At 62.0% G+C, this 24,438-nt stretch carries 21 protein-coding genes; 5 read left to right on the forward strand and 16 right to left on the reverse strand.

All coding sequences use genetic code 11. The features are described from left to right. The first annotated feature begins 111 nt into the window (after positions 1 to 111). Positions 112 to 1,020 carry a DUF72 domain-containing protein gene (locus QMK33_RS04095; protein ID WP_283563282.1) on the forward strand — a complete coding sequence of 303 codons (909 nt, stop codon included), beginning with the start codon at positions 112 to 114 and terminating at the stop codon, positions 1,018 to 1,020. A gap of 103 nt (positions 1,021 to 1,123) precedes the next feature. Here the strand turns inward: QMK33_RS04095 and QMK33_RS04100 are convergent, their stop codons facing one another. Then, a complete protein-coding gene (locus QMK33_RS04100; protein WP_283563283.1) occupies positions 1,124 to 1,810 on the reverse strand; it encodes a DUF1345 domain-containing protein in 687 nt (228 codons plus the stop codon). A 124-nt stretch (positions 1,811 to 1,934) separates the two neighbouring features. Between QMK33_RS04100 and QMK33_RS04105 the strand changes: the two genes are divergently transcribed. Further along, positions 1,935 to 3,431, forward strand: coding sequence for a nicotinate phosphoribosyltransferase (locus QMK33_RS04105; RefSeq protein ID WP_283563284.1), 1,497 nt, complete (start codon positions 1,935 to 1,937; stop codon positions 3,429 to 3,431). A gap of 12 nt (positions 3,432 to 3,443) precedes the next feature. On the opposite strand, the gene QMK33_RS04110 is transcribed toward QMK33_RS04105, so the two are convergent. From QMK33_RS04110 to pyrE, 9 genes are all read right to left on the reverse strand, one after another. Then, positions 3,444 to 3,857, reverse strand: coding sequence for a hypothetical protein (locus QMK33_RS04110; RefSeq protein ID WP_283563285.1), 414 nt, complete (start codon positions 3,855 to 3,857; stop codon positions 3,444 to 3,446). A 145-nt stretch (positions 3,858 to 4,002) separates the two neighbouring features. Then, positions 4,003 to 5,100, reverse strand: coding sequence for an AIR synthase-related protein (locus QMK33_RS04115; RefSeq protein ID WP_283563286.1), 1,098 nt, complete (start codon positions 5,098 to 5,100; stop codon positions 4,003 to 4,005). Positions 5,101 to 5,273: 173 nt separating this feature from the next. Continuing rightward, on the reverse strand, positions 5,274 to 6,773 hold the full coding sequence (gene purF / locus QMK33_RS04120) for an amidophosphoribosyltransferase (RefSeq protein ID WP_283563287.1): 1,500 nt from the start codon (positions 6,771 to 6,773) through the stop codon (positions 5,274 to 5,276). Between the two features lie 48 nt (positions 6,774 to 6,821). Further along, a complete protein-coding gene (gene purN / locus QMK33_RS04125; protein WP_283563288.1) occupies positions 6,822 to 7,421 on the reverse strand; it encodes a phosphoribosylglycinamide formyltransferase in 600 nt (199 codons plus the stop codon). Then, positions 7,422 to 8,708 carry a phosphoribosylamine--glycine ligase gene (gene purD / locus QMK33_RS04130; RefSeq protein WP_283563289.1) on the reverse strand — a complete coding sequence of 429 codons (1,287 nt, stop codon included), beginning with the start codon at positions 8,706 to 8,708 and terminating at the stop codon, positions 7,422 to 7,424. It lies immediately after the preceding gene. A gap of 111 nt (positions 8,709 to 8,819) precedes the next feature. Beyond that, complete coding sequence (locus QMK33_RS04135; RefSeq protein WP_283563290.1) at positions 8,820 to 10,220, reverse strand: phosphoribosylaminoimidazolesuccinocarboxamide synthase; 1,401 nt, start codon at positions 10,218 to 10,220, stop codon at positions 8,820 to 8,822. Positions 10,221 to 10,322: 102 nt separating this feature from the next. Further along, the gene (locus QMK33_RS04140) at positions 10,323 to 11,657 is read right to left on the reverse strand and encodes a phosphoribosylformylglycinamidine synthase subunit PurQ (RefSeq protein ID WP_283563291.1); all 1,335 of its coding nucleotides are present in this window, start codon (positions 11,655 to 11,657) and stop codon (positions 10,323 to 10,325) included. Between the two features lie 31 nt (positions 11,658 to 11,688). Further along, positions 11,689 to 14,742 carry a phosphoribosylformylglycinamidine synthase subunit PurL gene (locus QMK33_RS04145; protein ID WP_283563292.1) on the reverse strand — a complete coding sequence of 1,018 codons (3,054 nt, stop codon included), beginning with the start codon at positions 14,740 to 14,742 and terminating at the stop codon, positions 11,689 to 11,691. 134 nt (positions 14,743 to 14,876) lie between these two features. Beyond that, positions 14,877 to 15,503 carry an orotate phosphoribosyltransferase gene (gene pyrE, locus QMK33_RS04150; RefSeq protein ID WP_283563293.1) on the reverse strand — a complete coding sequence of 209 codons (627 nt, stop codon included), beginning with the start codon at positions 15,501 to 15,503 and terminating at the stop codon, positions 14,877 to 14,879. Between the two features lie 63 nt (positions 15,504 to 15,566). Here pyrE and QMK33_RS04155 point away from each other — a divergent pair, with 63 nt between their 5' ends. Then, on the forward strand, positions 15,567 to 15,860 hold the full coding sequence (locus QMK33_RS04155) for a DUF7677 family protein (protein ID WP_283563294.1): 294 nt from the start codon (positions 15,567 to 15,569) through the stop codon (positions 15,858 to 15,860). A gap of 25 nt (positions 15,861 to 15,885) precedes the next feature. On the opposite strand, the gene pyrF is transcribed toward QMK33_RS04155, so the two are convergent. The 6 genes from pyrF to QMK33_RS04185 all read right to left on the reverse strand — a co-directional run bounded on the left by pyrF (position 15,886) and on the right by QMK33_RS04185 (position 23,451). Further along, a complete protein-coding gene (gene pyrF, locus QMK33_RS04160; protein ID WP_283563295.1) occupies positions 15,886 to 16,641 on the reverse strand; it encodes an orotidine-5'-phosphate decarboxylase in 756 nt (251 codons plus the stop codon). A gap of 145 nt (positions 16,642 to 16,786) precedes the next feature. Beyond that, positions 16,787 to 17,836, reverse strand: coding sequence for an amino acid--tRNA ligase-related protein (locus tag QMK33_RS04165; protein ID WP_283563296.1), 1,050 nt, complete (start codon positions 17,834 to 17,836; stop codon positions 16,787 to 16,789). A gap of 548 nt (positions 17,837 to 18,384) precedes the next feature. Beyond that, entirely contained in the window at positions 18,385 to 19,170 is a 786-nt protein-coding gene (locus tag QMK33_RS04170) for a S1/P1 nuclease (protein ID WP_283563297.1), read from the reverse strand. Between the two features lie 74 nt (positions 19,171 to 19,244). Next, complete coding sequence (locus QMK33_RS04175; protein ID WP_283563298.1) at positions 19,245 to 19,841, reverse strand: Uma2 family endonuclease; 597 nt, start codon at positions 19,839 to 19,841, stop codon at positions 19,245 to 19,247. A gap of 44 nt (positions 19,842 to 19,885) precedes the next feature. Continuing rightward, complete coding sequence (locus QMK33_RS04180) at positions 19,886 to 21,295, reverse strand: carbohydrate porin (protein WP_283563299.1); 1,410 nt, start codon at positions 21,293 to 21,295, stop codon at positions 19,886 to 19,888. Positions 21,296 to 21,405: 110 nt separating this feature from the next. Beyond that, the gene (locus QMK33_RS04185) at positions 21,406 to 23,451 is read right to left on the reverse strand and encodes a M13 family metallopeptidase (RefSeq protein WP_283563300.1); all 2,046 of its coding nucleotides are present in this window, start codon (positions 23,449 to 23,451) and stop codon (positions 21,406 to 21,408) included. Between the two features lie 137 nt (positions 23,452 to 23,588). On the opposite strand from QMK33_RS04185, the gene QMK33_RS04190 reads away from it, so the two are divergent. Together QMK33_RS04190 and QMK33_RS04195 are read left to right on the forward strand one after the other, a co-directional pair. Beyond that, positions 23,589 to 24,026, forward strand: coding sequence for a hypothetical protein (locus QMK33_RS04190; RefSeq protein ID WP_283563301.1), 438 nt, complete (start codon positions 23,589 to 23,591; stop codon positions 24,024 to 24,026). 128 nt (positions 24,027 to 24,154) lie between these two features. Continuing rightward, positions 24,155 to 24,406, forward strand: coding sequence for a hypothetical protein (locus QMK33_RS04195; RefSeq protein WP_283563302.1), 252 nt, complete (start codon positions 24,155 to 24,157; stop codon positions 24,404 to 24,406). Positions 24,407 to 24,438: the final 32 nt, after the last annotated feature.

The raw sequence follows: 24,438 nt of genomic DNA on the forward strand, positions 1-24,438 counted from the left end.
AAGATTCGGGGCTGGGGCTGGGGAGGCCAGGCGGGGCCTGTTTGCGGCAGTGCGCACGCGGTTGTATATCGCGCCCGTGAGAAACGGGATGCTGGCCGTACCTTCGTAGCTATGGATTTTGGCCGCCTGCCCGACCTGCGCTACGTTGATTTTCGCCTGCCCCCCGCCCACCCCGATACCGCCCGCGTGCTGGCGCGCACCCCGCCGCCGGCCGCGCCCCGGCTCTACGTAGGCTGCCCCATCTGGACGAACAAGGAGTGGCTGGGTTCCTACTTTCCGCAGGGGGCCAAGGAGCCCGACTTTCTGAAATACTACGCCCAGCAGTTCAACTCTATCGAGCTGAATACCACCCACTACCGCATTCCCGACGCGCCCACTGGGCGGCGCTGGCGCGAGGCCGTGGGGCCGGGTTTCAAGTTTTGCCCCAAGCTGCCGCGTAGCATCAGCCACGAGCGCGAGCTTTATAATACCGACGAGCTTACCCTGAGCTTTACCCGCGCCGTGCGGGAGCTGGGCGATAACCTGGGTACCTGCTTCTTGCAGCTGCCCCCACATTTCGGCCCCGAAAACCTACCTCGCCTCGAACGCTTCCTGCTCGACTGGCCCGCCGAGGTACCGCTGGCCGTGGAGCTGCGCCACCCGCGTTGGTTCTCCGATAAAGCCCTGGCCGACACGGTGTTCGCCACCCTGGAGGCGCTCGATAAAACCCTGGTAATCACCGATGTGGCCGGCCGGCGCGACGTGCTGCCCCAGCGCCTCACCACGCCCGTGGCCTTTTTGCGCCTCAACGGCCACGGCCTCATTCCCAGCGACTACGAGCGCGCCGACGCCTGGGCCACCCGCCTGGCCGAGTGGTACGCCCAGGGCCTGCACACGGCGTATATCTTTATCCATCAGAAAGATGTGCGCCACGCGCCCCTCTGGGCCCAGCACTTCCTGGCCCGCATGCAGGAGCTAACGGGCATTGCGGTGCCACCGCCGCGCCTGCTGCCGCAGCAGGTGCAGGGTAGCCTGTTTTAGCGCCGTTTGCCCTTGCGAGCGTAGCGCGGCAAGCGCACCAGAACGAGCCGTTTGGGTATCGTTTTGGGGCGCTTGCCGCGCTGCGCCCGCAAGGACAGCTGGCTTATAATATACCCGCTACTCCGTTGATAACCAGGGCTACCAGGGCCGTGTTGAAGACGAACGAGATGAGGCCGTGCAGCAGGGCCAGGCGGCGCAGGCCCCGGCTGCTGATGGCCACGTCGGCGGTTTGGGCCGTCATGCCTACCACGAAGGCAAAGTAGGCAATATCGAGGTAGTCGGGCTCTTTCTCGTCACCGGGGAAGTCGAGGCCGCCCACGTCGTTGCCATCGGGGCCGGCGTCGTAGTATATGTGGGCGTAGCGCAGCGTAAACACCGTGTGCACCAGCAGCCACGACGTAGCCACTGCCACGCCGCTCAGGGCAATGTGGCTGGCCAACTGGCCGGGCGGCAGGCTGTGGGTAGTGCTAAGCAGCAGCACCACGGCCAGTAGGCTGGCCGCCGCTGCCACCAGCACAAACACGAAGCTGAGCAGCCGGCTCAAATCTTCCTTAGCCGCAATGGCCCGGATGCGGGCGGCATCGGCCATGTTCATGCCGAGCCAGATGAGGGCGAGCGCCGTAATCGCAAAGGCATCCCAGCTGATAATAAGGCGAATGAGGCCGGAATAATGCGCCGGGCTAAAGGCCCAGGCCGCCGCACCCACCACGCTGCCCGCCGCCAGGCGCAGCGTGGCCGGCAAGTGACCCAGGCGGTGCCACAACGAGGCCGAAGTATCAGTTTTTTTCACGCCCCAAATTACCATCTGAGTCGTGGGCCGGCCATGAACCCGCACCCCGGCCGCCAACCCACCCGCCCTAACGGCGTAGGATGGAGCCGCTCCCAGTTCCATTTTTTCTGCCTTGCTTTGCCCCATGAACGACGCGCCCCTCTCCGGCCTCTACCGGCCCTCCCTCGCCCTGCTCACCGACCTCTACCAGCTCACCATGGCCTACGGCTACTGGAAGCAGGGCCTGCACGAGCGCGAGGCAGTGTTTCACCTCTACTTCCGCAAGGCTCCCTTCAATGGCGGCTACGCCGTGGCGGCGGGCCTGGCGCTGGCCGTCGATTACCTCGAAACGCTGCGCTTTTCGGATGATGATATCGCCTACCTAACTAGCCTCTCGGGCAGCAAAGGCAGCCGGCTGTTCCCCGATGAGTTTCTGGCTTATTTGAAGGACCTCAAATTTACCTGCGATGTGGATGCCGTGGCCGAGGGCACGGTAGTATTTGGCAATGAGCCCCTTGTGCGCGTGCAGGGCCCGCTGCTGCAAGCCCAGCTAGTCGAAACCGCGTTGCTCACGCTGGTCAATTTCCAGACCCTCATCGCCACTAAGGCGGCCCGCGTGCGCGACGCCGCCGGCCCCGACGACTCGGTGCTGGAATTTGGCCTGCGCCGCGCCCAGGGGCCCGATGGCGGCCTCGGAGCCAGCCGCGCCGCCTACCTCGGCGGGGCCGATGCCACCAGCAACGTACTGGCCGGCCAGCGCTACGGCATTCCGGTGCGCGGCACCCACGCCCACAGCTGGGTCATGACCTTTGCCGATGAGAAGGAGGCCTTCCGCGCCTACGCCGACGCCTTCCCCGACGACTCGGTGTTTCTGGTCGATACCTACGACACCCTCGACGGCGTGCGCCACGCCATCACGGTAGCCCTCGAAATGCGCCAGAACGGCCACGAGCTGGGCGGCATCCGCCTCGACTCGGGCGACCTCGCCTACCTCTCCAAAGAGGCGCGCAAGCTGCTCGACGCGGCCGGCTTCGATAAAGTGCGCATCGTGGCCAGCAACGACTTGGAGGAAAACCTCATCACCAGCCTCAAGCAGCAGGGCGCGCGCATCGACACCTGGGGCGTGGGCACGCAGCTCGTAACGGCCTACAACCAGGCGGCCCTCGGCGGCGTGTACAAGCTGGCCGCCCTGCGCACCGAAGACGGCCAGGGCTGGGACTTCACCATCAAGCTCTCCGAGCAGCAGGCCAAAACCAGCATCCCCGGCATCCTGCAAGTGCGCCGCTACCTGGGCGAAACCGGCCAGCCCCGCGCCGATATGATTTACAACATCGCCGCGCCCGAGCCGCTGCCCGCTGCACCCACCCTCATCGACCCCGCCGACGCCACCCGCCGCCGCCCCGTGCACCCCGACGCACCCTATGTGGACCTACTGGCCCCGGTACTGCGCAGCGGCAAGCTGGTGCAGCCCCGGCCCACCCTGGCCGAAAGCCGCGAGTTGGCCCGCCAGCAAGTCAACAGCCTGGACCTCAGCATCCGCCGCTACCTCAACCCCCACACCTACCCCGTGGGCTTGGAGCAGTCGCTGAACGAGTTCCGAACCCAACTCATGCTGGCGAAGCGGCCGGTGCGGCCGGCGTAATTACGAGTTAATTCAAAACTTATACTCTTTGTAAAAGCTGAAACCACTGCTATTTAACGCATTTCTATCAGGTTCATCTAGGAGCATTATCACCAAGTCTTCGTGGCTGATTGTTCCCAAGAGCAAAACATCATTTTGGTAAAAGGCAGGGTCTTCTGAATCAGTGCTATCCCAACTTTGATATTCTTTACTTCGCACTTCACTGATGACTGCGTTCGTCAATCGAAAACGCTGAGTGGCAGCATAAACCCTGTAAATATTCTCAGGCAGAGAAGTTATCGCATTTATAAAGGCTTCTGAGAAAGTGCCTTTTGAGAAACCCGTGCATACCCCCAAATGTGTCGCCTCCATTAAAACCTTCTCTAGCAGAAGTGCCCAACTCCTACTGGGAAGGTTTTCAAAGTTTTCTTGATAGTAATACCTCACAGTATTCCAAAAGAGTAAGGTTAGACAAAGAGAACGTCACGCTGAGCTTGCCGAAGCATCTCTACCAAACGACACCCTAGCGGCGCAGTAGAGATGCTTCGGCAAACTCAGCATGACGTTCTTTTTGTTTCTCTAAATCAACTTGCTACGCATACTTCAACTCCCCAGCCGCGACGCGCAGCGTCACGCCGGGCTCGGCGGTAAGATACCCCGCCAACTGTGCCGCATAGCCGCTTTGGGTGAGCTGCTGCACCAGGGCCTCAGCGGCTTCGGGGGCGGTTACGAGCAACATGCCGTTGCCCATGTTCCAGTAGAGGTAGGCAGTTTCGGGGCTGATGCCGCCGATTTCGCAGAGGCGCTGCATGGCGGGCAGCGGCGCGAAGAGGTTGTCGAGCACCGCGCCGAGGCCGTTTTTGAGCACCCGCTTGAAGTTGTCGGCCACGCCGCCGCCCGTGATGTGGGCCGCGCCGCGCAGGGGCAGGCCCGCGTCGAGCACCGCCGTGAGGGCGGGCGCGTAGATGAGCGAGGGCGCGAGCAGCGCCTCGCCCCAGTTGGCGTACTGGTCGGCATCGGGGCCGTCGTAGGGTGCTGTGTGCCAGTTGTCGCCGAAGAGGCGCTGCAACGTTTTGCGGGCCAGCGAGTAGCCGTTGGAGCGGAACGAGGGCGAGCGCAGGGCCACCACGGCATCGCCGGCCTGGGCGTGCGCGCCGCTCAGGGGCTGCTCCAAGCTGGGGTGCAGCACGCCGATGGCCGTGGAGCACCAGTTGAAGTTCATCCGCGCGCCGGGGTGGCCGCCGATGCGGTTGCCCAGCTCGGCAATTTCGCCGCCGGTGATGGCGATTTTCGAGAACATACAGGCATCGTGCAGGCCGCGCATCATCTCGTCAACTACATCATAGTCAAGGGTATTGACGTCGATGATATTCGACAGGTTGGTGGGCACGAAGCCGGCGGCGATGAGGTCGTCGGCGGTCATGGCTACCAGGTCGTAGCCCAGGGTGTCGTACTTGTCGAGGCGCTCGGCCAGCTCGATTTTGGTCCCGATGCCATCCGAGCTGATGCCCAGGCGCTCTTGGCCGAAGCGGATTTCGTTGCTAAAGCCGCCGTCGAGGCCACGGGCGGGCTCGCCGGGCAGGCCGGCGCGGGTGGCGAAGGTCTTTTTCGACCAGTCGTAGGCGTTTTTCGAGGCGGCGTTGCCGAGGTCGATGGAGTAGCCGGCGTCGGGGGTTTGGGCGTTGTTCATATCGTGCAGCCCCACCCCCCGGCCCCCCTCCCCTGTGGGGGAGGGGGAGCCTAGGCAGCGTGGGCGTAATTGCAAGTAGAATTGATAGTTAGTCAACAGTAGTCCGAATCAAATCTGAATCGTCTGGCTCCCCCTCCCCGGCAGGGAAAGGGGCCGGGGGGTGGGGCCGCCAATTAGTGCTCCGTCGGCGCGGGCGCCTTGGCGCTCACCGACACCGCCTCCTTATCTACCGGGCGGTGGCTCTGGCGCTCCTCCTGAATGTGGCGCAGGTAGCGCGTCACATCGCCGGTGGGGTACTTGCCGGTGAAACACGCGAAGCACGAGCCGCCGTGGCCGCGCTCCTCGGCAAACAGGTCTTCTAAGTCGCTCAAATCCTGGTAGATAACCCTATCGGCCTCGATGTAGCGGCAGATTTCGTCCTCCGTGTAGTTGGCCGCAATCAGCTCGGTGCTCATGGCCATGTCGATGCCATAGATGCAGGGCGACACGATGGGCGGCGCGCTCGAAATGAAGTAGACCTCGCTGGCGCCGGCCTCGCGCAGCAGGCGCACAATGCGACGCGACGTGGTGCCGCGCACGATGCTGTCGTCCACCACGGCTACTTTTTTACCCTCCACAAACGCCTTGATGGGGTTGAGCTTCTTCTTCACCACGTCTTCGCGGCCGGCCTGGGTGGGCACGATGAACGAGCGGCCCATGTGGTTGTTCTTGACCATGGCCCGGCGGTAGGGCACGCCAATGGCTTCGGCCAGGCCCGAGGCGGCAAAGTAGCCGCTGCTGGGTACGTCAATCACCATATCGGGCTTCAGGCCGGCATCTGCCACCTTGCGGGCCAGCACTTTACCCAATCGTACGCGCTCGCGGGCCACCAGGCGGCCGTGGATGGTGGAATCTTCGCGGGCAAAGTAAATCTGCTCGAATACGCAGAATGCTTTGGGCCGGGAGTAGGGATTTTTGTAGTGGACCTGAAAGTTATTGTCAATAAACACGGCCTGGCCGGGGCCAACATCCTTCACAAACTCAAAATCGAGGTAATCAAAGCAGGTGCTCTCCGAGGCGAAAGCGTACACCGGGCCGTCGGGCGTGTCGCGGCGACCCAGCACCAGTGGCCGAATACCCAGCGGGTCGGTGAAGGCCAGCATACCGTGCCCGGCAATGATGGTGATGGTGGCGTAAGCGCCCTTCACCAGCTCCTGGGTCGTTTCCACGGCGTCGAAAATATCGACCACCGAGAGGCTGTCCAGGTTCTTCACGCGCAGCTCTGAGGCGAAGGTGTACATGATGAGCTCCAGGTCGTTGGTCGTTTTGGGCAGCACGTGGTACTTCTCGTGCAGCAGCTTGGCCACGTCGCGGAAGTTGATGACGTTGCCGTTGTGCACCATCGCCAGCCCGAAGGGGTAGCTGGTGGTGAAGGGCTGCGCCAGGTCCGAATCGTTGGCGCCCTGCGTGGTGTAGCGCACGTGCCCGATGCCGGTGTTGCCGGTCAACTTCTTGGTATGCTTGGGTTTAAATACGTCATTGACCAGCCCTTGCCCCTTGTGCAGGTGAAAAGCATCGCCGTCGAACGTGGCAATGCCGGCGGCGTCCTGCCCCCGGTGTTGCAGGGCGGTGAGGCCGATAATCATATCGCCCACCACGCGCTCAGGGCCGTGAAAACCTACGATGCCGCACATATATTAAGGAGTAAGTAGCAATGAACAATGAGTAATTCCAGTGATTTTTTAACCTACTAAAAGAGCGCTCTTTAGCAAATCCGCCAGCGTTTCCGCGTACAACACGTGCTCCACGGCCAGGCCGCGGCGCTGCACTTCGGCCAGGGTATCGGCCCCTACCAAATTTACAACGCGCTGGGCCAGGATGGGGCCGGTGTCGAGGCCTTCATCCACGAGATGCACTGTTATCTTGGTTTCTGCCAAGTGGTTATCAAAGGCCCATTCGTAGGCGTGCAAGCCTTGGTGCTGGTGCGTATCGGCGGGGTGAATGTTGACGATGCGGCCCGCGAAGGCCCGCACAAAGGCAGGCGAAAGCACCCGCATGTAGCCCGCCAGCACCACGTAATCAGGCTGATACGCTTGCAGCATCGCCACCACTTCCTGGTCAAAGCTTTCGCGCTTGCGGCCTTTCGAGGCGAGGCTGGCGGTGGGCAGGCCCAGCGCGGCGGCCGCCTCCAGGCCGTAGGCGCCGGGGTCGTTACTGAATACCACGGCTATTTCAGCCACGCTTTGCAGCACGCCCGCCCGCACCGCCTCCGCCAGCGCCAGCATGTTGGAGCCGCGGCCGGAGAGCAGGATAGCAAGGCGAGCAGGACGGTGAACAGTCATTTAGTAAGCGCCGGTTTCGAGCAAGGGCGCGGGGCGCTGGCCAATATCGGAACGCACGTATTTATCTTGAAAATAGACCTTCTCGGCCTCCGCATAAGCTAACTGGATGGCCGTGGGCAGGTCGGGGCCGTGCGAGACGAGCACCGCCACCCGGCCGCCATTAGTAAGCAGCTCGCCGGGCTTTTCACCGGGCTTCACCCCGCCTACAAATACCTGCGTATCAGCCCCTTGGTTGCCAATGCCGTGGATGGGGAAACCAGTCGGAAACTCGGCCGCCGGGTAGCCGCCCGAGGCCAGCACCAGGCCCACAAACGCGCCGGCGCGCTGCCGCGTCACGGTCCGGGCCAGGTTGCCATCGAGCGTGGCTACTATCAGCCCCAGCAGGCTGCTTTCCAGGGCGGGCAGAATCACCTCGGCTTCGGGGTCGCCGAGGCGCACGTTGTATTCGAGCAGCTTGGGGCCATCGGGCGTTAGCATTACGCCGAAGTAGAGGAAACCCACGAAGTCGAACGGCTCGGCTTGCAGGCCGCCCAGCGTGGGGTCGATGATGTCGCGGCGGATGGCGGCCAGCCAGTTATCATCCAGAAACGGCACGGGGCAGTAGGCACCCATGCCGCCCGTGTTGGGGCCTTCATCGTTGGCTAGCAGCTGCTTATGGTCTTGGGCGGGGGCCAGCATTCGGATGCGGTTGCCGTCGGTAACGCCGATGAGGCTCACCTCGGGGCCGGTCAGCTTCTCTTCGAGCAGCACCGAAAACCAGCCTTCGTGCAGGGCACGCAGCTCGGTGAGGGCAGCTATGCCCTCGGCTACCGAGCTACACACGTACACGCCTTTGCCGGCGGCCAGGCCGTCGTACTTTACCACTACCTGGCCTTGCAGCTCCTCCACTTTAGCCTGCGCCTCCGCCAGATGGTCGCTGCGGTAGCTCCAGGCGCGGGCCGTGGCAATGCCGTGGCGGCGCATGAAGTCCTTGCTCCACACCTTCGAGCTTTCGAGCGTGGCCGCCTGCCGGCGTGGGCCAAAAACGCGGATATCGGTATCAAGGAAGAAGTCGGCCACGCCGGCGGCGAGCGGCGCTTCCGGCCCCACCACTAGCAGCTTGACTTGCTGCGCATTGCAGAAATCTTGGATGGCCGGAAAGTCGAGAGCGCTAATGCCGGGTACGCTGCCGGGGATGCCGGCGTTGCCGGGCAGCACGTGCACAGTCGCGCCATCCTGGCGGAGCTTGATGGCCAAGGCGTGCTCGCGGGCACCGGAACCGAGGAGAACGAGAGATTGAGTGTTCATAGAGCGCGAAGTTTCGCGAAGTGAAAAGCGAAGTTTTGTAAAGCCGGCTAAGCCGTTAGCGCGGCTTTACCAGCCTTCGCCTTTCACTTCGCGAAACTTCGCGCTAAAGAATTACAACGCTTTCAACTCAGCATCAGCCGCTTTCAACTTGGCTTTCGTGGCCAGAATATCGTGGCGCAGGCGCTCGCGCAGGCGTGGCGTGTTGAGGGCGCGCAACGCCGCCTGGGCCGCGTTGTCGGGGCGCACCACCGTGAGGTTGGGCGTGCCGCTGGGCATGATAACCGACGAGTTCAGGTTCATGGCCAGCTCAGCGTAGTCCTTCCAGGGTGGGCACGAGATGACGGGCACGTTCACGTTGGCGGCCAGGGCCCCGCCGAGGCCGTTGCTGAGGCCGGCCACGGCGATAATCACGCCGGGCTCAATCGAGCGGTTCCAGACTTCGGCCATCGGGCCGATTTCTTCGCCGTTTTTGTGGGCCGAGCACACGCGCAGCTGCGTGAATACTCCGTAGCCCTCGAAAAACGAACGGATTTTCTGGCAGTGCTCCTTATCGGCGGGCGAGCCCATCACGATATTCACCCAGGCATCTTTCATGATACCAGCCTTTACCAGATTGCTAACCAAGCGGTTGGCGACGTTGCCGCCGGTGGCGGTTTCGTCGGCCGTGGCCAGGGGCTGGCCCACAATGCGCTGGTAGATGTCGAGGTAGCGGTTGGTAGCTTCCTGGGCTACTTCGGGGGTGAGGGCGCGGGGGTAGGCCCCGTCTACCTTATTGGCAATCAGCCACTGGCGCACGTATTCCTTGTCCATCTGCTCGGCACCCTCGGGGTTCTGGGCATAGTCGGCGGCGCTCCAGAAGCGCGACGAATCGGGCGTATGGATTTCGTCAATCAAAATCAGCTCGCCGTTCAGCAGGCCAAACTCGTACTTGGTATCAACCAGGATGATGCCCTGCGAGGTCAGCAAGTCGGAGCCTACTTTGAACAGCTCCAGCGCCTTCTCGGCCATCTTGTCGTACAGCTCCTGGCTCACCCAGCCCTCGCTCACGAGGTTTGCGGGGGTGATTTCGCGGTCCGATTCCTCCTTGGTGGTCGGCGTCACGATGGGCGCGGGGAACTGCTGGTGCTTGGTAAGGCCATCGGGCACGGTCACGCCTGAGAACGTGCGCTGGCCTTTCTGGTAGCCGCGTAGCATCGAGCCGGTGATGTAGTTGCGCACAATCATCTCGACCTTAATGGGTTGCGCTTCCTTCACCAGCATGGCGTTGGCATCAATCAGCTCCTTCACGTGGTTGGGGATGATGTGCGCCGTTTTCTCAAACCAAAAGTTGGCCAACCCGTTGAGCACCGCGCCTTTGTGGGGAATGGCGGTTTCCAAAACGCTATCGAAGGCCGAGAGGCGGTCGGACACTACAATCAGACGGGTTTCGTCGTCGATGCGGTAGCTGTCGCGGACTTTGCCGCGGTGCAGGAGCTGGAGCTGGGGGGTAGCGAAGTGCGGGAGTGTGTTCATATGTGTAGCCCCACCCCCCGGTCCCCTCCCCTGCGGGGGAGGGGGAGCCTGACGACTCTTTGGGGGGCTTGTGGTGGGGTATTTTTTAGGTTATGGTTGAGATTATTTAGTTGGGTGCAGGTTGGCGCTTATTTCTTGCAATACCGCAGGTAAACTATTCACTACTTGCTCATTACTGAAGCGGATTACCCGGTAGCCAAGCTCGGCGAGCGCCTGGGTGCGGCCCTGGTCATAATCTGCTTGCTCAGGGTCTTGGTGGATACCACCATCCAACTCAATAATAAGCTTATCAGCTAAGCTCACAAAATCAGCGATGTAGCCCCCGATAGCGTGCTGGCGGCGAATGGCCACCCCGAGCTTTTGCCCGCGCACAGCCTGCCACAGTTCATTGTCAGCCGGCGTTGGCTCTTTGCGCATCTGGCGGCTATACTGCTTAAGTGCATCCCATTTGCTGCCATCAGCAGTGAAAACATCATCCGCAATAGACGTAACCAAGCCTTCCTCACGCCGCGCACGCCGCTCGTAATGAGGCCGCCCCTCCTCCACCAAAAAAGAGTCGTCAGGCTCCCCCTCCCCCGCAGGGGAGGGGGCCGGGGGGTGGGGCTGCAAATGCCGCACAATATTCCTAAAAATCGCCAGCCCCTCCCCCTCGTCTGTCAACTCCCCACGCCGCTTCCTCACCCCCCAATCGGGATGATTACACCCCGCCAGATACGCCTCCGGGTGCGGCATCAGCCCAAAAATATGCCCCGTAGGGTCACACAACCCGGCGCAATTAAGGTCCGCGCCATTCGGATTAAGGGGGTAGGTGCCGGTTTCCAAATCATCATGCCCGGCATAAGTCAGGCAGTTTAACCCCTGAGCCACAATGCGTTCACGAGTAGCCGCGTCGGGCACTACCAGGCGGCCTTCGCCGTGGCGCACGGGCACCTCAAACGACGTCAGACCTTTCAGGAAGGGCGTTTTAGCCAGCGGGTTCACCGCGAGTCGCACCCAGCGGTCTTCGTAGCGGCCCGATGCGTTGTGCGTCAGCGTCACTTCGGGCTCGAAGTTGCCGCCCAGGTTGGGCAGCAGGCCCAGCTTCACCAGCACCTGGAAGCCGTTGCAGATGCCCAGCACAAACTTGCCGGCGGCCACAAACTCGCGGATATCACTGAGCAGCGTGCGGCCCTCGGGGCCGGTCTGGCGGTAGCGCAGCTTGTTGGCCAGCACCACGCCCGAACCCAGGTCGTCGCCGAACGAAAAGCCGCCCGGAAAATTCAGAATATCAAAGTCGTGGATGCTCACCCGGCCGTGCAGCACCTCGTTGAGGTGCACGATGGTGGGCACGCCGCCCGCCAGGCGGTAGGCGGCGGCCATTTCCTCTTCGCAATTGATGCCGAAGCCGGTTAAAATCAACGCCTTGGGCGCTGCTTGCTCGTGTTCTGCCATTGCCATTTACCTTACTAACGTACTAGCTATTTGGTACTTATGAATGTAGTGCAGTTGCCGGCTCCAGGCCAATCGTTTGGTTAACGGGGCCGTTGGTCCAGGCGGCGCGCAAGTCGGTGGTATTCAGGCGCAGTAGCTCGGTGGCCTGGTGGCGCACGCGCAGCTGGCCATCGGCCGTGACGCGGCCCAGGCGGGTGGCGCGGTCCTCCAGAATGCTCTCGAAGGCGACCACGTCTTCAGGCGCTACGCTTACCACAAAGCGCGAGTGCGACTCGCTGAATAACAGCGCGTTCACTGATAGCTCGGCGGGTAGAGCGCTCAGGTCGAGTTCGGCCCCGAGGCCGTCGCGGCCGAAGGTGCATTCGGCCAGCGTCACGGCGAGGCCGCCGTCGCTGAGGTCGTGGCTGCTTTGGATGAGCTCCTGGTCGTTGGCCTCGCCCACGAGGGTGTAGAGGGCCTTGGCCTTGGCAAAATCAACCTTGGGCACGTTGGCCCCCAGCTCGTTGTAAAGCTGGTAGAACTCCGAGCCACCCAGTTCATCGTAAGTTTCGCCGAGCAGGTAAATCACGTCGTCGGCCTGCTTGAAATCGGAGGTAACTACCTGACGTACATCGGCTACCTTAGCCGTCATGGAGTAGAGGACCGTGGGCGGCACCGAGATTTTTACCCCGTCGGCCTTGAAGTCGTTCTTCATCGAATCCTTGCCGCTGGTGAGCGGGATGCAGTAGGCGGCGCAGGCGTCGCGCAGGGCCTGGCACATCTGCACCAGCTTGGCGAGTTTCTGCTTGCCATCGGGGTTAATGAGGGGGTCGTAAACCGAGTCGGGCACGCAGAAATTGTCGTTCACCGACCAGAAGATATTGTCGCCCGGCGTGAGGTTGGGCAGCTTGCCGCCCACCGAAATAATCTGCCGCACGGCCTCGTCAAACGAGCCGGCCGACATCTGGTAAGCGTCCAAATCGCCCATGCGGGGCAGAATGCCGTTGCTCACGGCCACGCCCTCCCAGCTCTCGAAATTGAAGCGCACCACGGCCGCGTCCTGCGGGGCCTGGCCGGTGGCGCCCATGAGGGGCTTCACAATGGTGCGGCCCTTCACCTCGTGGTCGTACTGCCGGATAACCGACTCGCGCGAGCAGATATTGAGCGAACCCAACAGCTTCAGCAACACGTCGTTATAATCCAGGGTAGCGGGTAGTTCAGGCTCCTGGGCAGCGGGCTTCACGTACTCGGCCAGCAGGGTTTTGCGCGGCACGCCCTCGTGCAGAAACTCCAGCGAAAGGCCGGCAATGGGCTTGCCATCATACAGCACATCGAGCGAACCCTCGGCGTTGAAGAAGCCGATATCGGTCAATTCGACCTCCATTTCGCGACCCAGCGCCAGCAGCTCGTCGAGCTTGGCAGGCGCTACAGCGAGCGTGAAACGCTCCTGCGACTCACTCAGGAAAATCTCCCAGGGCTTGAGGCCGGGGTATTTGAGGGGCACTTTTTCGAGCTCCACCACCGCGCCGCCGGGGATGAGCGCCAACTCGCCCACGCTCGACGAGAGGCCGCCCGCGCCGTTGTCGGTGCTGCACCGGATGAGGCCGCGCCGGGTAGCAATAATGAGGAAGTCCATCGCCAGCTTTTGGGTGATGGGCGAGCCGATTTGCACGGCCGTGGCGGGCGCGGCTTCGTCCAGCTCGATGCTGCTGAACGTCGCGCCGTGGATGCCGTCCTTGCCCACCCGGCCGCCGGCCATGATGATGCGGTCGCCGGGCAAAATGACCTTTTCCCAGCTGTCCTGGCCGTCCAGCTGCATGGGCATTACCGCGCCGGTGCCGCAGTACACGAGTGGCTTGCCACGGTAGCGGTCGTCGAAAATGATGGCGCCGTTCACCGTGGGCACGCCCGACTTATTGCCGCCGTCCTCTATGCCCTTGCGCACGCCTTCAAATATGCGGCGCGGGTGCAGTTGGCCGGTCAGCAAAGGCCCGTCGTAGTTGGGGTTGCCGAAGCACAACACGTTGGTATTGAACAACAAGCGCGCGCCACCAATGCCAGTGGCCAGCGGGTCGCGGTTGTTGCCCAAAATGCCGGTGATGGCCCCGCCGTAGGGGTCGATGGCCGAGGGCGAGTTGTGGGTTTCGACCTTCCACACGAACAGCGACTCGGGGTTGATGCGCACCGCGCCGGCATTGTCCGAAAACACCTTGATGAGCCAGTCGTTGCCGTTGGCCCGCAGCTGCCTATCTACCTCACTGGTAGCGCCTTTGATGAAGGTTTTAAACAACCCGTCAATCTCTTCCTCGGCACCCGTTTCCAGGTTTTTATACTTGATGAGGGCGCTGAATTCCTTGTGCTTGCAGTGCTCCGACCAGGTTTGGGCCAGTATTTCCAACTCGCAGTCGGTGGGGTCGGCCGGCAGGCCCTGCCCTACCCGCTCCTCGCGCAGCGCCGCCTGGGCGTAGTGGTCGCGGATGGCCTGCATTTCGGGCAGGTTGAGGGCGTACACGTTGTCCTTGCTGAGCTGCAAAAGCTGCTCGTCGCTGAGGCCGCTGAGCACGATGGTTTCGGTACGGGCGTCGGCGCCGCCGCCGGGGCGCGGGGTGTAGTCGCGCAGGCCGTCGGCTACCGCGCCTACCTCGAAGCGGTTAATGAGCTTGTTACCAAGTAGTTCTTCAGCTATCCGGCGCAGGTCGGCGGCGGGCAGCGCCTGCTCGACCCAGTAGAGGCGCTTCGAGAAAATGTGCTGCGTGCGCGTGTCGATGGCCTCGTTGCGGAAGTCGCTGAGCGCGTTTTGGGCCGAGGTGCCTTCGTCGTCCGTCACGCCGGGGCCTTTGGCCACCAGAATGTAGCTCTGGAAGCCGGCGGGCGCGGCCAGCTCGTTGATGGCCACCGCGTGCAGCACGGGGTCTTGCAGGCAGGCGGCGGCGAAGTCGGCCACTTGCGAGGCCGTGAGGCCGGGGTAGCGCACGGCGTAGAGGGCCGCGCTGCGCACCTGGCCGGTGCGCAGGCCCAGGTGGCGGGCCGCGTCGGCGGCCACGCGCTGGCCGTCGCCGTCGTGGCGGCCGGGTTGCAGCGAAAGGAGGATGGAATGCTGGGTGGTTTCCAAATTAACTTTTGTCAGGCTGGCGAAGGGAGCATCTTATCACTGCTTCCTTCACCAGGTTTGCTAATCACCACGTTGCGAGTGTGATAAGGTCCTTCGCAAGCGTACGCCAGATAAGGTTGACAGGTGGTAATGGATTACTTCGAGTCCGGCCGACTGCCGGGCTTCACGGCCGGAATCCCGGCCAGGTGTTGCGGCACCGCATCGGCCGCAAACACGGCCGCCTGCACCGGCAACAGGGCAAAGTTCGGGAACGGAAGCTCAGCTTTCCCATTGGTGCGGTCAATTAAGGACACCACTGCCAGCACTTCGACCCCCATTTTACCCAAAACCCGGGCTACTTCGAGGGTGCTTTTGCCGGTCGTAACTACGTCTTCAGCAATAACTACCCTTTCGCCAGGGGCCAACGTGAAGCCGCGCCGCAAAACCATTTCGCCAGTTGCGTCGCGCTCCGTAAAAAGCGACGGCACACCGAGCTGGCGGGCCAATTCGTAGCTCACCACCACGCCGCCCATCGCGGGGCCAACCACTACATCAGGGTTAATGCCCGCGTCACGCAGGCGCTGAGCCAGCTCGGCCATCGCGGGCGCGGCCAGCTCGGGCTTGCGCAAAAAGCGGGCGCACTGCACGTAGGTATCGGAGTGCAGGCCCGACGACAATTTGAAGTGGCCGCTCAGGAGCGCGCCTTCGGCGCGCAGCTGCGCTTCGATGATGCTGGCGACTTCGGCGGGGGGCAGGCCGGGGGTGAGGGTGGTTGGGGTCATTCTGTAAAGCTGTTAATCTGTCCTTTGCGAGCAAGTACTTTGCACACTCGTTAATCATCATCTATGAAACTCAGTCATTCCGTCAGCGGTGCCCTTCGCACATTTTCCTACTTTATGGCCAGTGGCACACACTACTATTTGGAGGACATTGATTACTTGAGCTTATATGGGGAGAATCCGAGTGAAGTTGAAATGGCCTACGCCATTTTTGCCAATGTGCTGGAGTTTGATGCCCAAGGGGAAGTCACAAATGAAGACCATGCCACGCTACGCGCTACGCAGTACATCCGCCATTTTCTGGATAGGTCCTACCAGGTAGAGCCTCCATTTGCTGGTTGGGAGACAGCGCTTCATTAGTTTTTAATTCATAAATCTCTATTTATCAGGTAGTTACCGGCCGGTGTTCGTTTATTTCATTCATCAATTCCCGCGCCGCGTCCGCCGCATCCTCCGCCTGCCAGATGCTGCGCGAGGCGTTAATCAGCAGCCCCGTCCCATCGGCAAATAGCCCGGCGGCCAGCACGGCCGCCAGGTCGCCGCCCTGCGCGCCGATGCCGGGCACCAGAAACCACTGCGTGGGGCACAGCCGCCGCAGACGGCCCAGCGCTGCCGAATCGGTAGCGCCGGCCACGAGGCCAATATTGCCGTGGGTGGCGTCGAGGTCGGCCAGCATTTTAGCGGTAAAATCGCTCACGGACTCGCCGTTTTGCAGCACGGCATCCTGCACTACCGACCGGTTGGAGGTCTTCGCCAGGGCGAACACGAACTTGCCGGGGCGGGCGAAGGGCACCACCGCATCGGCCCCCATGTAGGGGTTCACAGTCACGGCATCGGCCCCCACTATGTCGTAGGCAAACTGCGCGTAGTGCATGGCCGTGTTGGCGATGTCGCCAAACTTGCCATCCAGAATAACCGGAATGCCCTCGGGCACGGCGGCCACCACCTGGCGCAGCAGCTGCGTGCCGTTGCCCCGGCTCAGAAAAAAGGCCAGGTTGGGCTTGAAGGCGGCGGCGTAGGGCGCGGTTTCGGCAATGAGCTGCGGCAGGCGGCGCGTCACTTCTTCGTCGGAGCCGGTGGGGTCGAGGCCCACGCAGAGCAGCGTATTAGCCTGGGCAACGCGATTAAGGAGCTTTTGCATGGCGTAGCGCGGACTTTCAGTCCGCGATGGGTTGGACTAGATTGGGCTGGGTTACTCGCGGACTAAAAGTCCGCGCTACATCGCGCTACGAACCGGGTAAAAACAAAAGCGCCCGGCGTGGGCCGGGCGCTTCGCAGTCAGCAGCTTAGATAACGTTCTCGCGGTTAATCAGGAAGGGCACGCACTCGCGGATGTCCGTCTGACCCAAGATGAACTGGGCTACGCGGGCCATCCCGACGCCGGCACCCGAGTGCAGCTGCACGTCGTGCTCCTCGTGGAAGCTCAGGTACCACTCGAAATCTTCGAGCTTCATGCCCTGGCGGATGAGGCCGGCCAGCATCGAACTGGTTTCCAGCTTATGGCGCAGCTTGGCCCCGTCAAACTCGCGCTCGGCCGAACCAGCCGACTCGCCGGCCAGCGGCAGCAACAGGTCAGACGAGTTTACCACGCGGGGGTCGTCGTCGTTGTTGCGCATGTTGAAGAACTTGATGTCGGCCGGGTAGTGGGTGATGAAGATGGGGCCCTCCAGCTCGGTGAGGCGGTTCTCTTCTTCAGCGCCCAGGTCATCGCCCCACTGCAGGTCGGGGAAACCGTTCGGCTTCAGCAGCTCAACGGCGTCGGCGTAGGTCATGCGCTTGAAGGTCAGGTCGATGATGTCCTGCGCATCGCGGCCAAACAGGGCCAGCTCCTTGGCGCACTTGGTAGCCACTTCGCGGCAAGCCGTGTGCACGATGCCAGCCAGGTGGCCCAGCAGCTCGTCGAGGTCACCTACGTGCTCGATTTCAAACAGCGTGAACTGCGCCAGGCGGCGGTTGTCGGCGTTCAGCTCCTTGCGGAAGCTCTGGATTTCGCCGCACACGCGGCCGCCTTCCACGGCCTGGGTCAGCATCTCGATGTAGAGCTGGTTGCTCTGGGGCAGAAACATCTTCTTGCCATCGTACCAGTCGAGGGTAAACAGGGTATCCGTGTTTTCGCAAGCACCCGTAACACCCACAATATGAGGCATGTTGTGGATAGTTACGAAGCCCTGCTCCTCGCAGTACTTGCGGGCACCGCGCATCATCGAATCCCACACCTTGATAACGGCCATCCGCTTGGGGTCGGTGCTCAGGTTGCGGTTGCCAGCGTGGGCAGATTTAGCGGTCGAAGACAACGTAGCGGCGGCTACTTTCGGGGAAAGCGTGTTGGTATCCATACTAGAGTTAAGGGGGAATTTACAGTTAGTGAAAACTTGAAAAACCTGAAAACTTGAAAAACCTTACGCGCCGGCCGGGCACAAAAAAACCGCTTCAAACGAATGAAGCGGTGAATCAAAAAAACGAAACGAAAAACGAATCACAGAACGAATAAAAAACGGGGCCAACGGCCTTCCGGTCTTCTCGCAGAACGGCGGTTGGGGCCGTTCCGCGCATCATCCACTGGTGGTTGAGTGCGTTCACAGTGCAAAATTACCAGTTTCTTTTTGGGGGCAATGTTATCATTCACAAAAAGCTTTTGGGCGATTTTTTTCAGCCCATTTTTTTCGGCGCTAACGTGGTCAGGAACACGTTTTTCGGGGCTTTCTCCAGTCCAAATTATTTTGACGAATTTTTAACTGCTTGCGCATCAGGCAGTAGCTACCGTAACTTTGGCTCTTTATTCCGCTAATGTGCCGGTAATCTAGCTACTGGCAGCTACGTGATTAGCCGCAAAAAAGCCCGCCGCATCTACCTGATGCGGCGGGCTTTTTTGCGGCGCGGCGGCCTACTTAAACGCCTCGTTGAGCACGGCAGCCAGCCGCACGCCGGCCTGCTGAATGCGCTGCTTCACCACGCTGGCGTGGGCCGGGTAGTAGCGGTAGTCGAGGTTCGCGTTTTGGGCGGCCTCGGTGTAGAGTTGGCCCGCGATGGTGTACGACTCAAACAGCCACTCGGCGGGGCTGGTCGTGGCCTGCCAGGTTTTGAGCAGGGTGGCGGGCACGGGGCTATACTGGGTACCCAGCTCGGTGTAGGTGAGGCCCTGGTAGTCGAGCAGGCCACTGTCCCAGAGGCTGTGCAGGTTGGTGTCTTTGCCGCGGTAGGTGAGCTTGATGTCGTTGCCGCCCTTGTCTTCGGCGCGGCCGGTGTGCATGGGCTGGTGAATGTCGCCCACAATGTGCACCACGAAAGTGAGGGCTTCGGCCCGCTGCTCGCGGGTTTTGGCGGGGTCTTTCATCTCCTTGATTTTCAGCAATAATACGTTGTAGGCGTTGGGCTCTACCTGGGCCTTCACGGCGGCCAGGTAGGGGTCGTGGGCCAGGCCCAGGGCCGTGTTTACGTAGTGCCAGGGGCCGGTTTCCTTGAACTCGGGCAGGTAGCGCATCTCGTCGGGGATGGTGCTGACCATAGCCAGCGACTGCGAGCCCAGCAGGTCCATTACCATGCGGCGGGCCTTGTCGGTGAGGTGGTTTTCGGCGATAATGCCGATGGCGCGGTGGCCCTCTACGCCCCACGCCCAGCCGTGCAGCGGCAGCGCGGCCCACACGGCCAGCGCAAACAAAAACTTCTTCATTAATGCAGAAAATAAAAGACCGGCAAGGACACCTTGCCGGTCAGGGGGCTGCAAATATAAGCGGGTGCGCCGCCTCAGTCTTCGGCGAAGATGTCGGCCCACTCCAGGGCCAGGCCGGGCAGGGTGGTTACGGGCAGCGCGCCGGGCTCGATGTATTCGCCCATTAGTTTATACTGCTCACCTTCAAGCACGTAGGCCGTTATTGTTTTTTGGCCGGGGTAGACTATCCAGTACTCGCGCACGCCACTTTCCTCGTAGAGGTCAAACTTGGTTTTGGTATCGCGGGCGGTGTTACCGGGCGACACAATTTCGATAATCCAGTCGGGCGCGCCCAGGCAGCCCCAGTCATCGAGCTTGCTTCGGTCGCATATCACGCAGATATCGGGCTGCACAACCGTCTGAATCTGCTGGTTGCCATTGGCGCCCCCGCTTGCCAGGCGCACGTCAAAGGGCGCGTGATAAACCTGGCAGGACTTACCCTGCACCATCGGCAATACCTGACGCAGGATATTTATCGACAAAGCTTGGTGTCGCCGGCTGAGCCCCGCCATCGGGCGCAGCACTTTGCCTTTGATAAGCTCGACAAACTCGTCGAATTTCCACGTCAGATAATCAGCGTAGGTGTACGTTTTGCTCAGGTCGAGCTGCGAAAACTGCGTGATGGGTTCCATAAGCGGGGCGTTTTTGATACCACGTATAAAGGTAGCCCAGCCCCCTAAAACTCGACGTGCACCCGCAGCGCCACCACATGCACCGGCCCCGGCAGGCGGCTGGTATTATAGCCGGGGTTGAAAATGATTTGATAATCAGGGCTTAGCGCGGCGTGGTAGCGCGGGAAGTCGATGCTATAGTACACCTCGCCGATGTATTCGAGGCCGTAGTCGAGGCGACCGTCGCCGAGGATGAAGCCCGAGCCGCCGGCCGCCAGGTAGTTCTGGTGGTCTTTGGAGAGGCCGTTGGCCACGGCGGCCACGCCGAGGCGGTCGGTGGGGCGCTTCCAGCGGGCACCGGTGCTGGTGAGGCCCACGCTCAGGCTGCGGTCGATTTCAGTGAAGGCCCAGGTTTCGTTGTGGCCATCGTTGTAGCTGAAGCGGCCGAAAAGGCCCACATTGGGCGAAATTTCCTGCTCGGCATTCACCACGAAGCCATATTTGGTGCGGCGGTCGGCGCGCACGGCCGTGACGTCGGGGCCAGCGGGGCCGGCGTTGCGCACGGCCAGCGTGTAGCTGCCCATGGCCGCCTGGTTGCGAAAGCCCAGCAGGCGCACCGTGCCGGGGTGGCCGCCCAGGGTGTAGGGTTTGGTCAGCTCCACGGTGAGGGCCTGGGCCTTGCCGTAGTGCAGGTCGAGGGTGGGGCCGTTGGCATCGGTGGGCATGGCGCCGAGGCCGGCGCGCAGGGCGTAGGTCGGCGTCACGTATTCGAGCACCGCGCCCGCGGTGTAGCCGCGCACGTTGGCCGGATAATCCCAGGAGCCGGCGCTCATCAGGCTCCAGTTGAAAAACTGGGTGCGCGGGTCGTGCGAGTAACTGTTCTGGTCGAAGTAGTCGGCCATGCTGAACTTGCCCACGTTCAGGGCCAGGTAGCGGGTCGGGCGCGCGCCGGATACCTGGTTGATATCGTCCTCAAAATTAGTAGTTTCTGAACCAAGCGCCCACAATTGGCGCAGGTAGAGGCGCGCCAAATACACTTGCGGGGCGGGGTCGCCGATGCGGAAGGTTTCGCCGTTGGGCGCGCCGCCGATGCCAGTGGCCCCGCTCAAGCCGCTGCCCCCAGCTACTTCGGGGTTGAAGTACACGGCGGCCCCACGCCACAGCTTGCGCCCGATAAAGGCCGTGGTGGTAAGCGAGAGCTTGGCCTGCTCGCGGGCCTGCAAGCTAAACGGGCCGGCGTAGCGCGGGCTCAAGTCATTGTGCCACTGCTGAATAATGGTTTGCTGGAAGTGGACGCTCCAGTTGCTGGCCGCGTCGTGCTCGTGGTGCGTGGGCTCCTGGGCCGAGGCAGCGGCCGGCTGCTGCGCGGGCTGGGTGCCCACGGGCGAAGTAACGCCGCCCTGGGCCAGGGCGCGGCCCGCCAGCAGCAGCGCCGCCAGCGATAAGCCCAACGGGCGAAAAAAGTAGCGTGGCATCAAACGGTAAGGTTCTCTATACTAAATAAGAAGGGCGGCAAAGGTAAACCTCCGCCGCCCTTCCCTAACCAGCTTCACGCAACGTTCATGCCTGACAGTCAGACCTTCATCTACCAGATTTTCACCCTCGCCGAATCCGGAATAAACAGCTTCTGGCCCGGTTTCACGCCAAAGGCTTCGTAGAAGGCGGGCACGTCGGCCATGGGGCCGTTCACGCGGTACTGGGCCGGCGAGTGCACATCGGTGAGCAACTGCGAGGCCAGCGCCTCGTCGCGCACGTGCATTTGCCAGCCCAGCGCATAGCCCAGGAAATAGCGCTGCACGGGCGTGAGGCCGGCCACTTTTTTGCCCTCCTTATACTCCTTGGTTTTCTTGAAGGCGTCGAGGCCGATAACGATGCCGCCGAGGTCGGCGATGTTTTCGCCGGCCGTGGCCTTGCCGTTGATGTGCAGCGAATCGAGCAGTGTGTAGCTATTGAACTGCTTGACAATCACGGCCACGCGCTGGTTGAAGCGCTTGCGGTCGTCCTTGCTCCACCACTCGTGCAGGTTGCCGTGGGCGTCGTACTGGCTGCCCTCGTCGTCGAAGCCGTGGGTGAGCTCGTGGCCGATGGTGCTGGCCCCGGCGTAGCCGTACACCAGCGCGTCGTCGGCGTTGGCATCGAGCAGCGTGGGGATGGCGAAGGCGGCGGCGGGCAGCACAATCTCGTTGTTCGAGCCGTTGTAGTAGGCGTTGTAGGTCTGGGGCGTCATGCCCCATTCGGTGCGGTCCACGGGCTTGCCCAGCTTGTTGAGCTGGTAGTTGTACTGCCACTGGTTGGCGCGCATCACGTTGGCGGTCAGCGAGCTGCGGTCAATGGTGAGCGCCGAATAATCCTTCCACTTATTGGGGTAGCCCACCTTGGGCGCAATTTTATGGAGCTTGTCGAGGGCCACTACTTTGGTGGGCGCGCTCATCCAGTCCACGTTTTTGATGTGCTCGGCGAACGACGATACCACGTTCTTCACCAAGGTATCGTAGCGGGCTTTGGCTTCGGGCTTAAAGTACTCTTTAACAAATAGTTGACCCAGGGCATCGCCCAGCGCATCCTCCTGCATGTCGAGCACGCGCTTCCAGCGGGGGCGCATGGCTTTGGCCCCGCGCAGCGTGGTGCCGTAGAACTTAAAACTCTCATCCACAAATGGTTGGCTGAGCGTGGTGGCGTACTCGCGGGTCAGCTGCCAAGTGAGGTAGGCTTTCCAGTCAGCAACGGGCTTGGTTTTGAGGAGCTGGCCCACGGTTTGGTAAAACTCGGGCTGGCCCACAATCACGGTGTCCACGCTGGGCACGCCCATTTGGCCAAACCACGACTTCCAATCCACGCCGGGCGTCAGCTTGTCGAGCTGGGCCAGGGTCATCTTGTTGTAGTTTTTGTAGGGGTCGCGCAGGGCTTCGAGCTTGCGCGACGACTTGGCCAGGCTGGTTTCGAGGGCCACTACGCGGGCCGCGTTGGCGTTGGCCGTGGTCGAGTCCTGGCCCAGCAGCTTAAACGTGTTGGCCACGTGGCGCGCGTAGGCGCGGCGGATGTTTTTGGTGCGGGTGTCGGTGTTGAAGTAGTAGTCGCGGTTGGGCAGGCCCAGGCCGCTTTGGTAGAGGTACAGCGCCATCTTGTCGCTGTTCTTGTCGTCCTGGCTCACGCGCGGGCCGATGAGGGCGCGCACGCCCAGCTTGATTTCCTGGGCGATGACGCCCGGCACATCGGCCGCCGTTTTGATGCCCGCGATGCGGGCTAGCTCGGCCTTAATGGGCGTGTAGCCCAGCTGGTTGGCCTTCACCGAGTCGATACCCACGGCCCAGAAGTCGCCGATTTTCTGCTGGTTGCTGCCGGGCGCGGCGCTGGCCTTGGCGGCCTCCACGCTGGTTTCGCGCAGGCGGTTATAAATCTCCTTCTGCACCTCAATGCCGATGCCCGAGTTGCTTTCGGAGGCCGGAATGGGATGGTTTTTAATCCAGGTGCCGTTGGCGTAGCTGAAAAAATCGTCGCCGGGGGCCACGGTCGTGTCGAGGGCGGCGCGCAGCAAATCGGGCTTGTCGCCCGCGGCCGATGAGCTGGGGGACGAGTTGCAGGCCGTGGCCAGGGCGGCCAGCAGCGGCAGCGCCAACAGGTTTTTATTCATAAGAAAGATGTAGCATAAGCTTCAGCTTGGGTACCGCACGCGCAGCAATCAGCCAGCACGCGCAAGCTAAACCCAACCGGGCCAACCCACCAACAGGCGGCCCTTTGCGTAAGACGGTTGCACCACTTTACCGCCCCATGCCCCTCGCCCGCCTCCTGCTACTCAACTTCGCGCTGGCCGCCTACCTCACGGGCGTTGTCTGGGTGGTGCAGCTGGTGGTGTACCCGGCACTGGCGCTGGTGGGCAAGCCCGAGTTTGGGCGCTACCACGCGGCCCACACGCAGGGCATGGGCTGGGTGGTGGGCGCCCCCATGGTGCTGGAGCTGGCGCTGGCCGGTTGGCTAGCCTGGGCCGCCTACGCCACTTGGGGCGCGGGCCCGGCGCTGGGCCAATTGGCGCTGGTGCTGGCAGTGTGGGCCGTCACGTTTCTTATTTCGGTGCCGTTTCACAACCGGCTGGGGGCGAGCGGCTATAACTACATTGCTATCGACGGCCTCACGCGCACCAACTGGCTGCGCACCTTGGCCTGGACGGCGCGGGCCGCCTGGCTCGGCTGGCTGTTGTGGCGGGGGTAGGGCAAACTTTCGCTGGCCAGGTAGGCCGCCAATTGCGTAGAAAGCCGCTTAACGCCCGGCCAGCGAAAGCTTACCCTACACTTTCGCGCCGTAACTTGCGGCCTAAAATCCGGCTTACCTGTATGATGATGAAACGCTTCCTGCCCACGTTGCTAGCCGCCGCCGCCCTCACGCTGACGATGGCCGCGTGCAGTTCGCCCGACGGCAACCCCACTTCGACCGAAGACGACGTAGCCACCGTGCCCCTGCCCCCCATTCCGGCGGCCGTGGACACGAGTGGCGGTAAAAAAGCCCCCACTCCCGCCGCCAACAGCGTCAACCGCGAGCTAACGGCCCCCAACGCCGTGGAAGACATCAAGAAGATGCAGCCGCAGATGTAAATCGCAGATTTAGACAAATTGCGCTGATTCGG

The organism is Hymenobacter sp. H14-R3 (assembly GCF_030063445.1).
Classification (GTDB): Bacteria; Bacteroidota; Bacteroidia; order Cytophagales; family Hymenobacteraceae; genus Hymenobacter.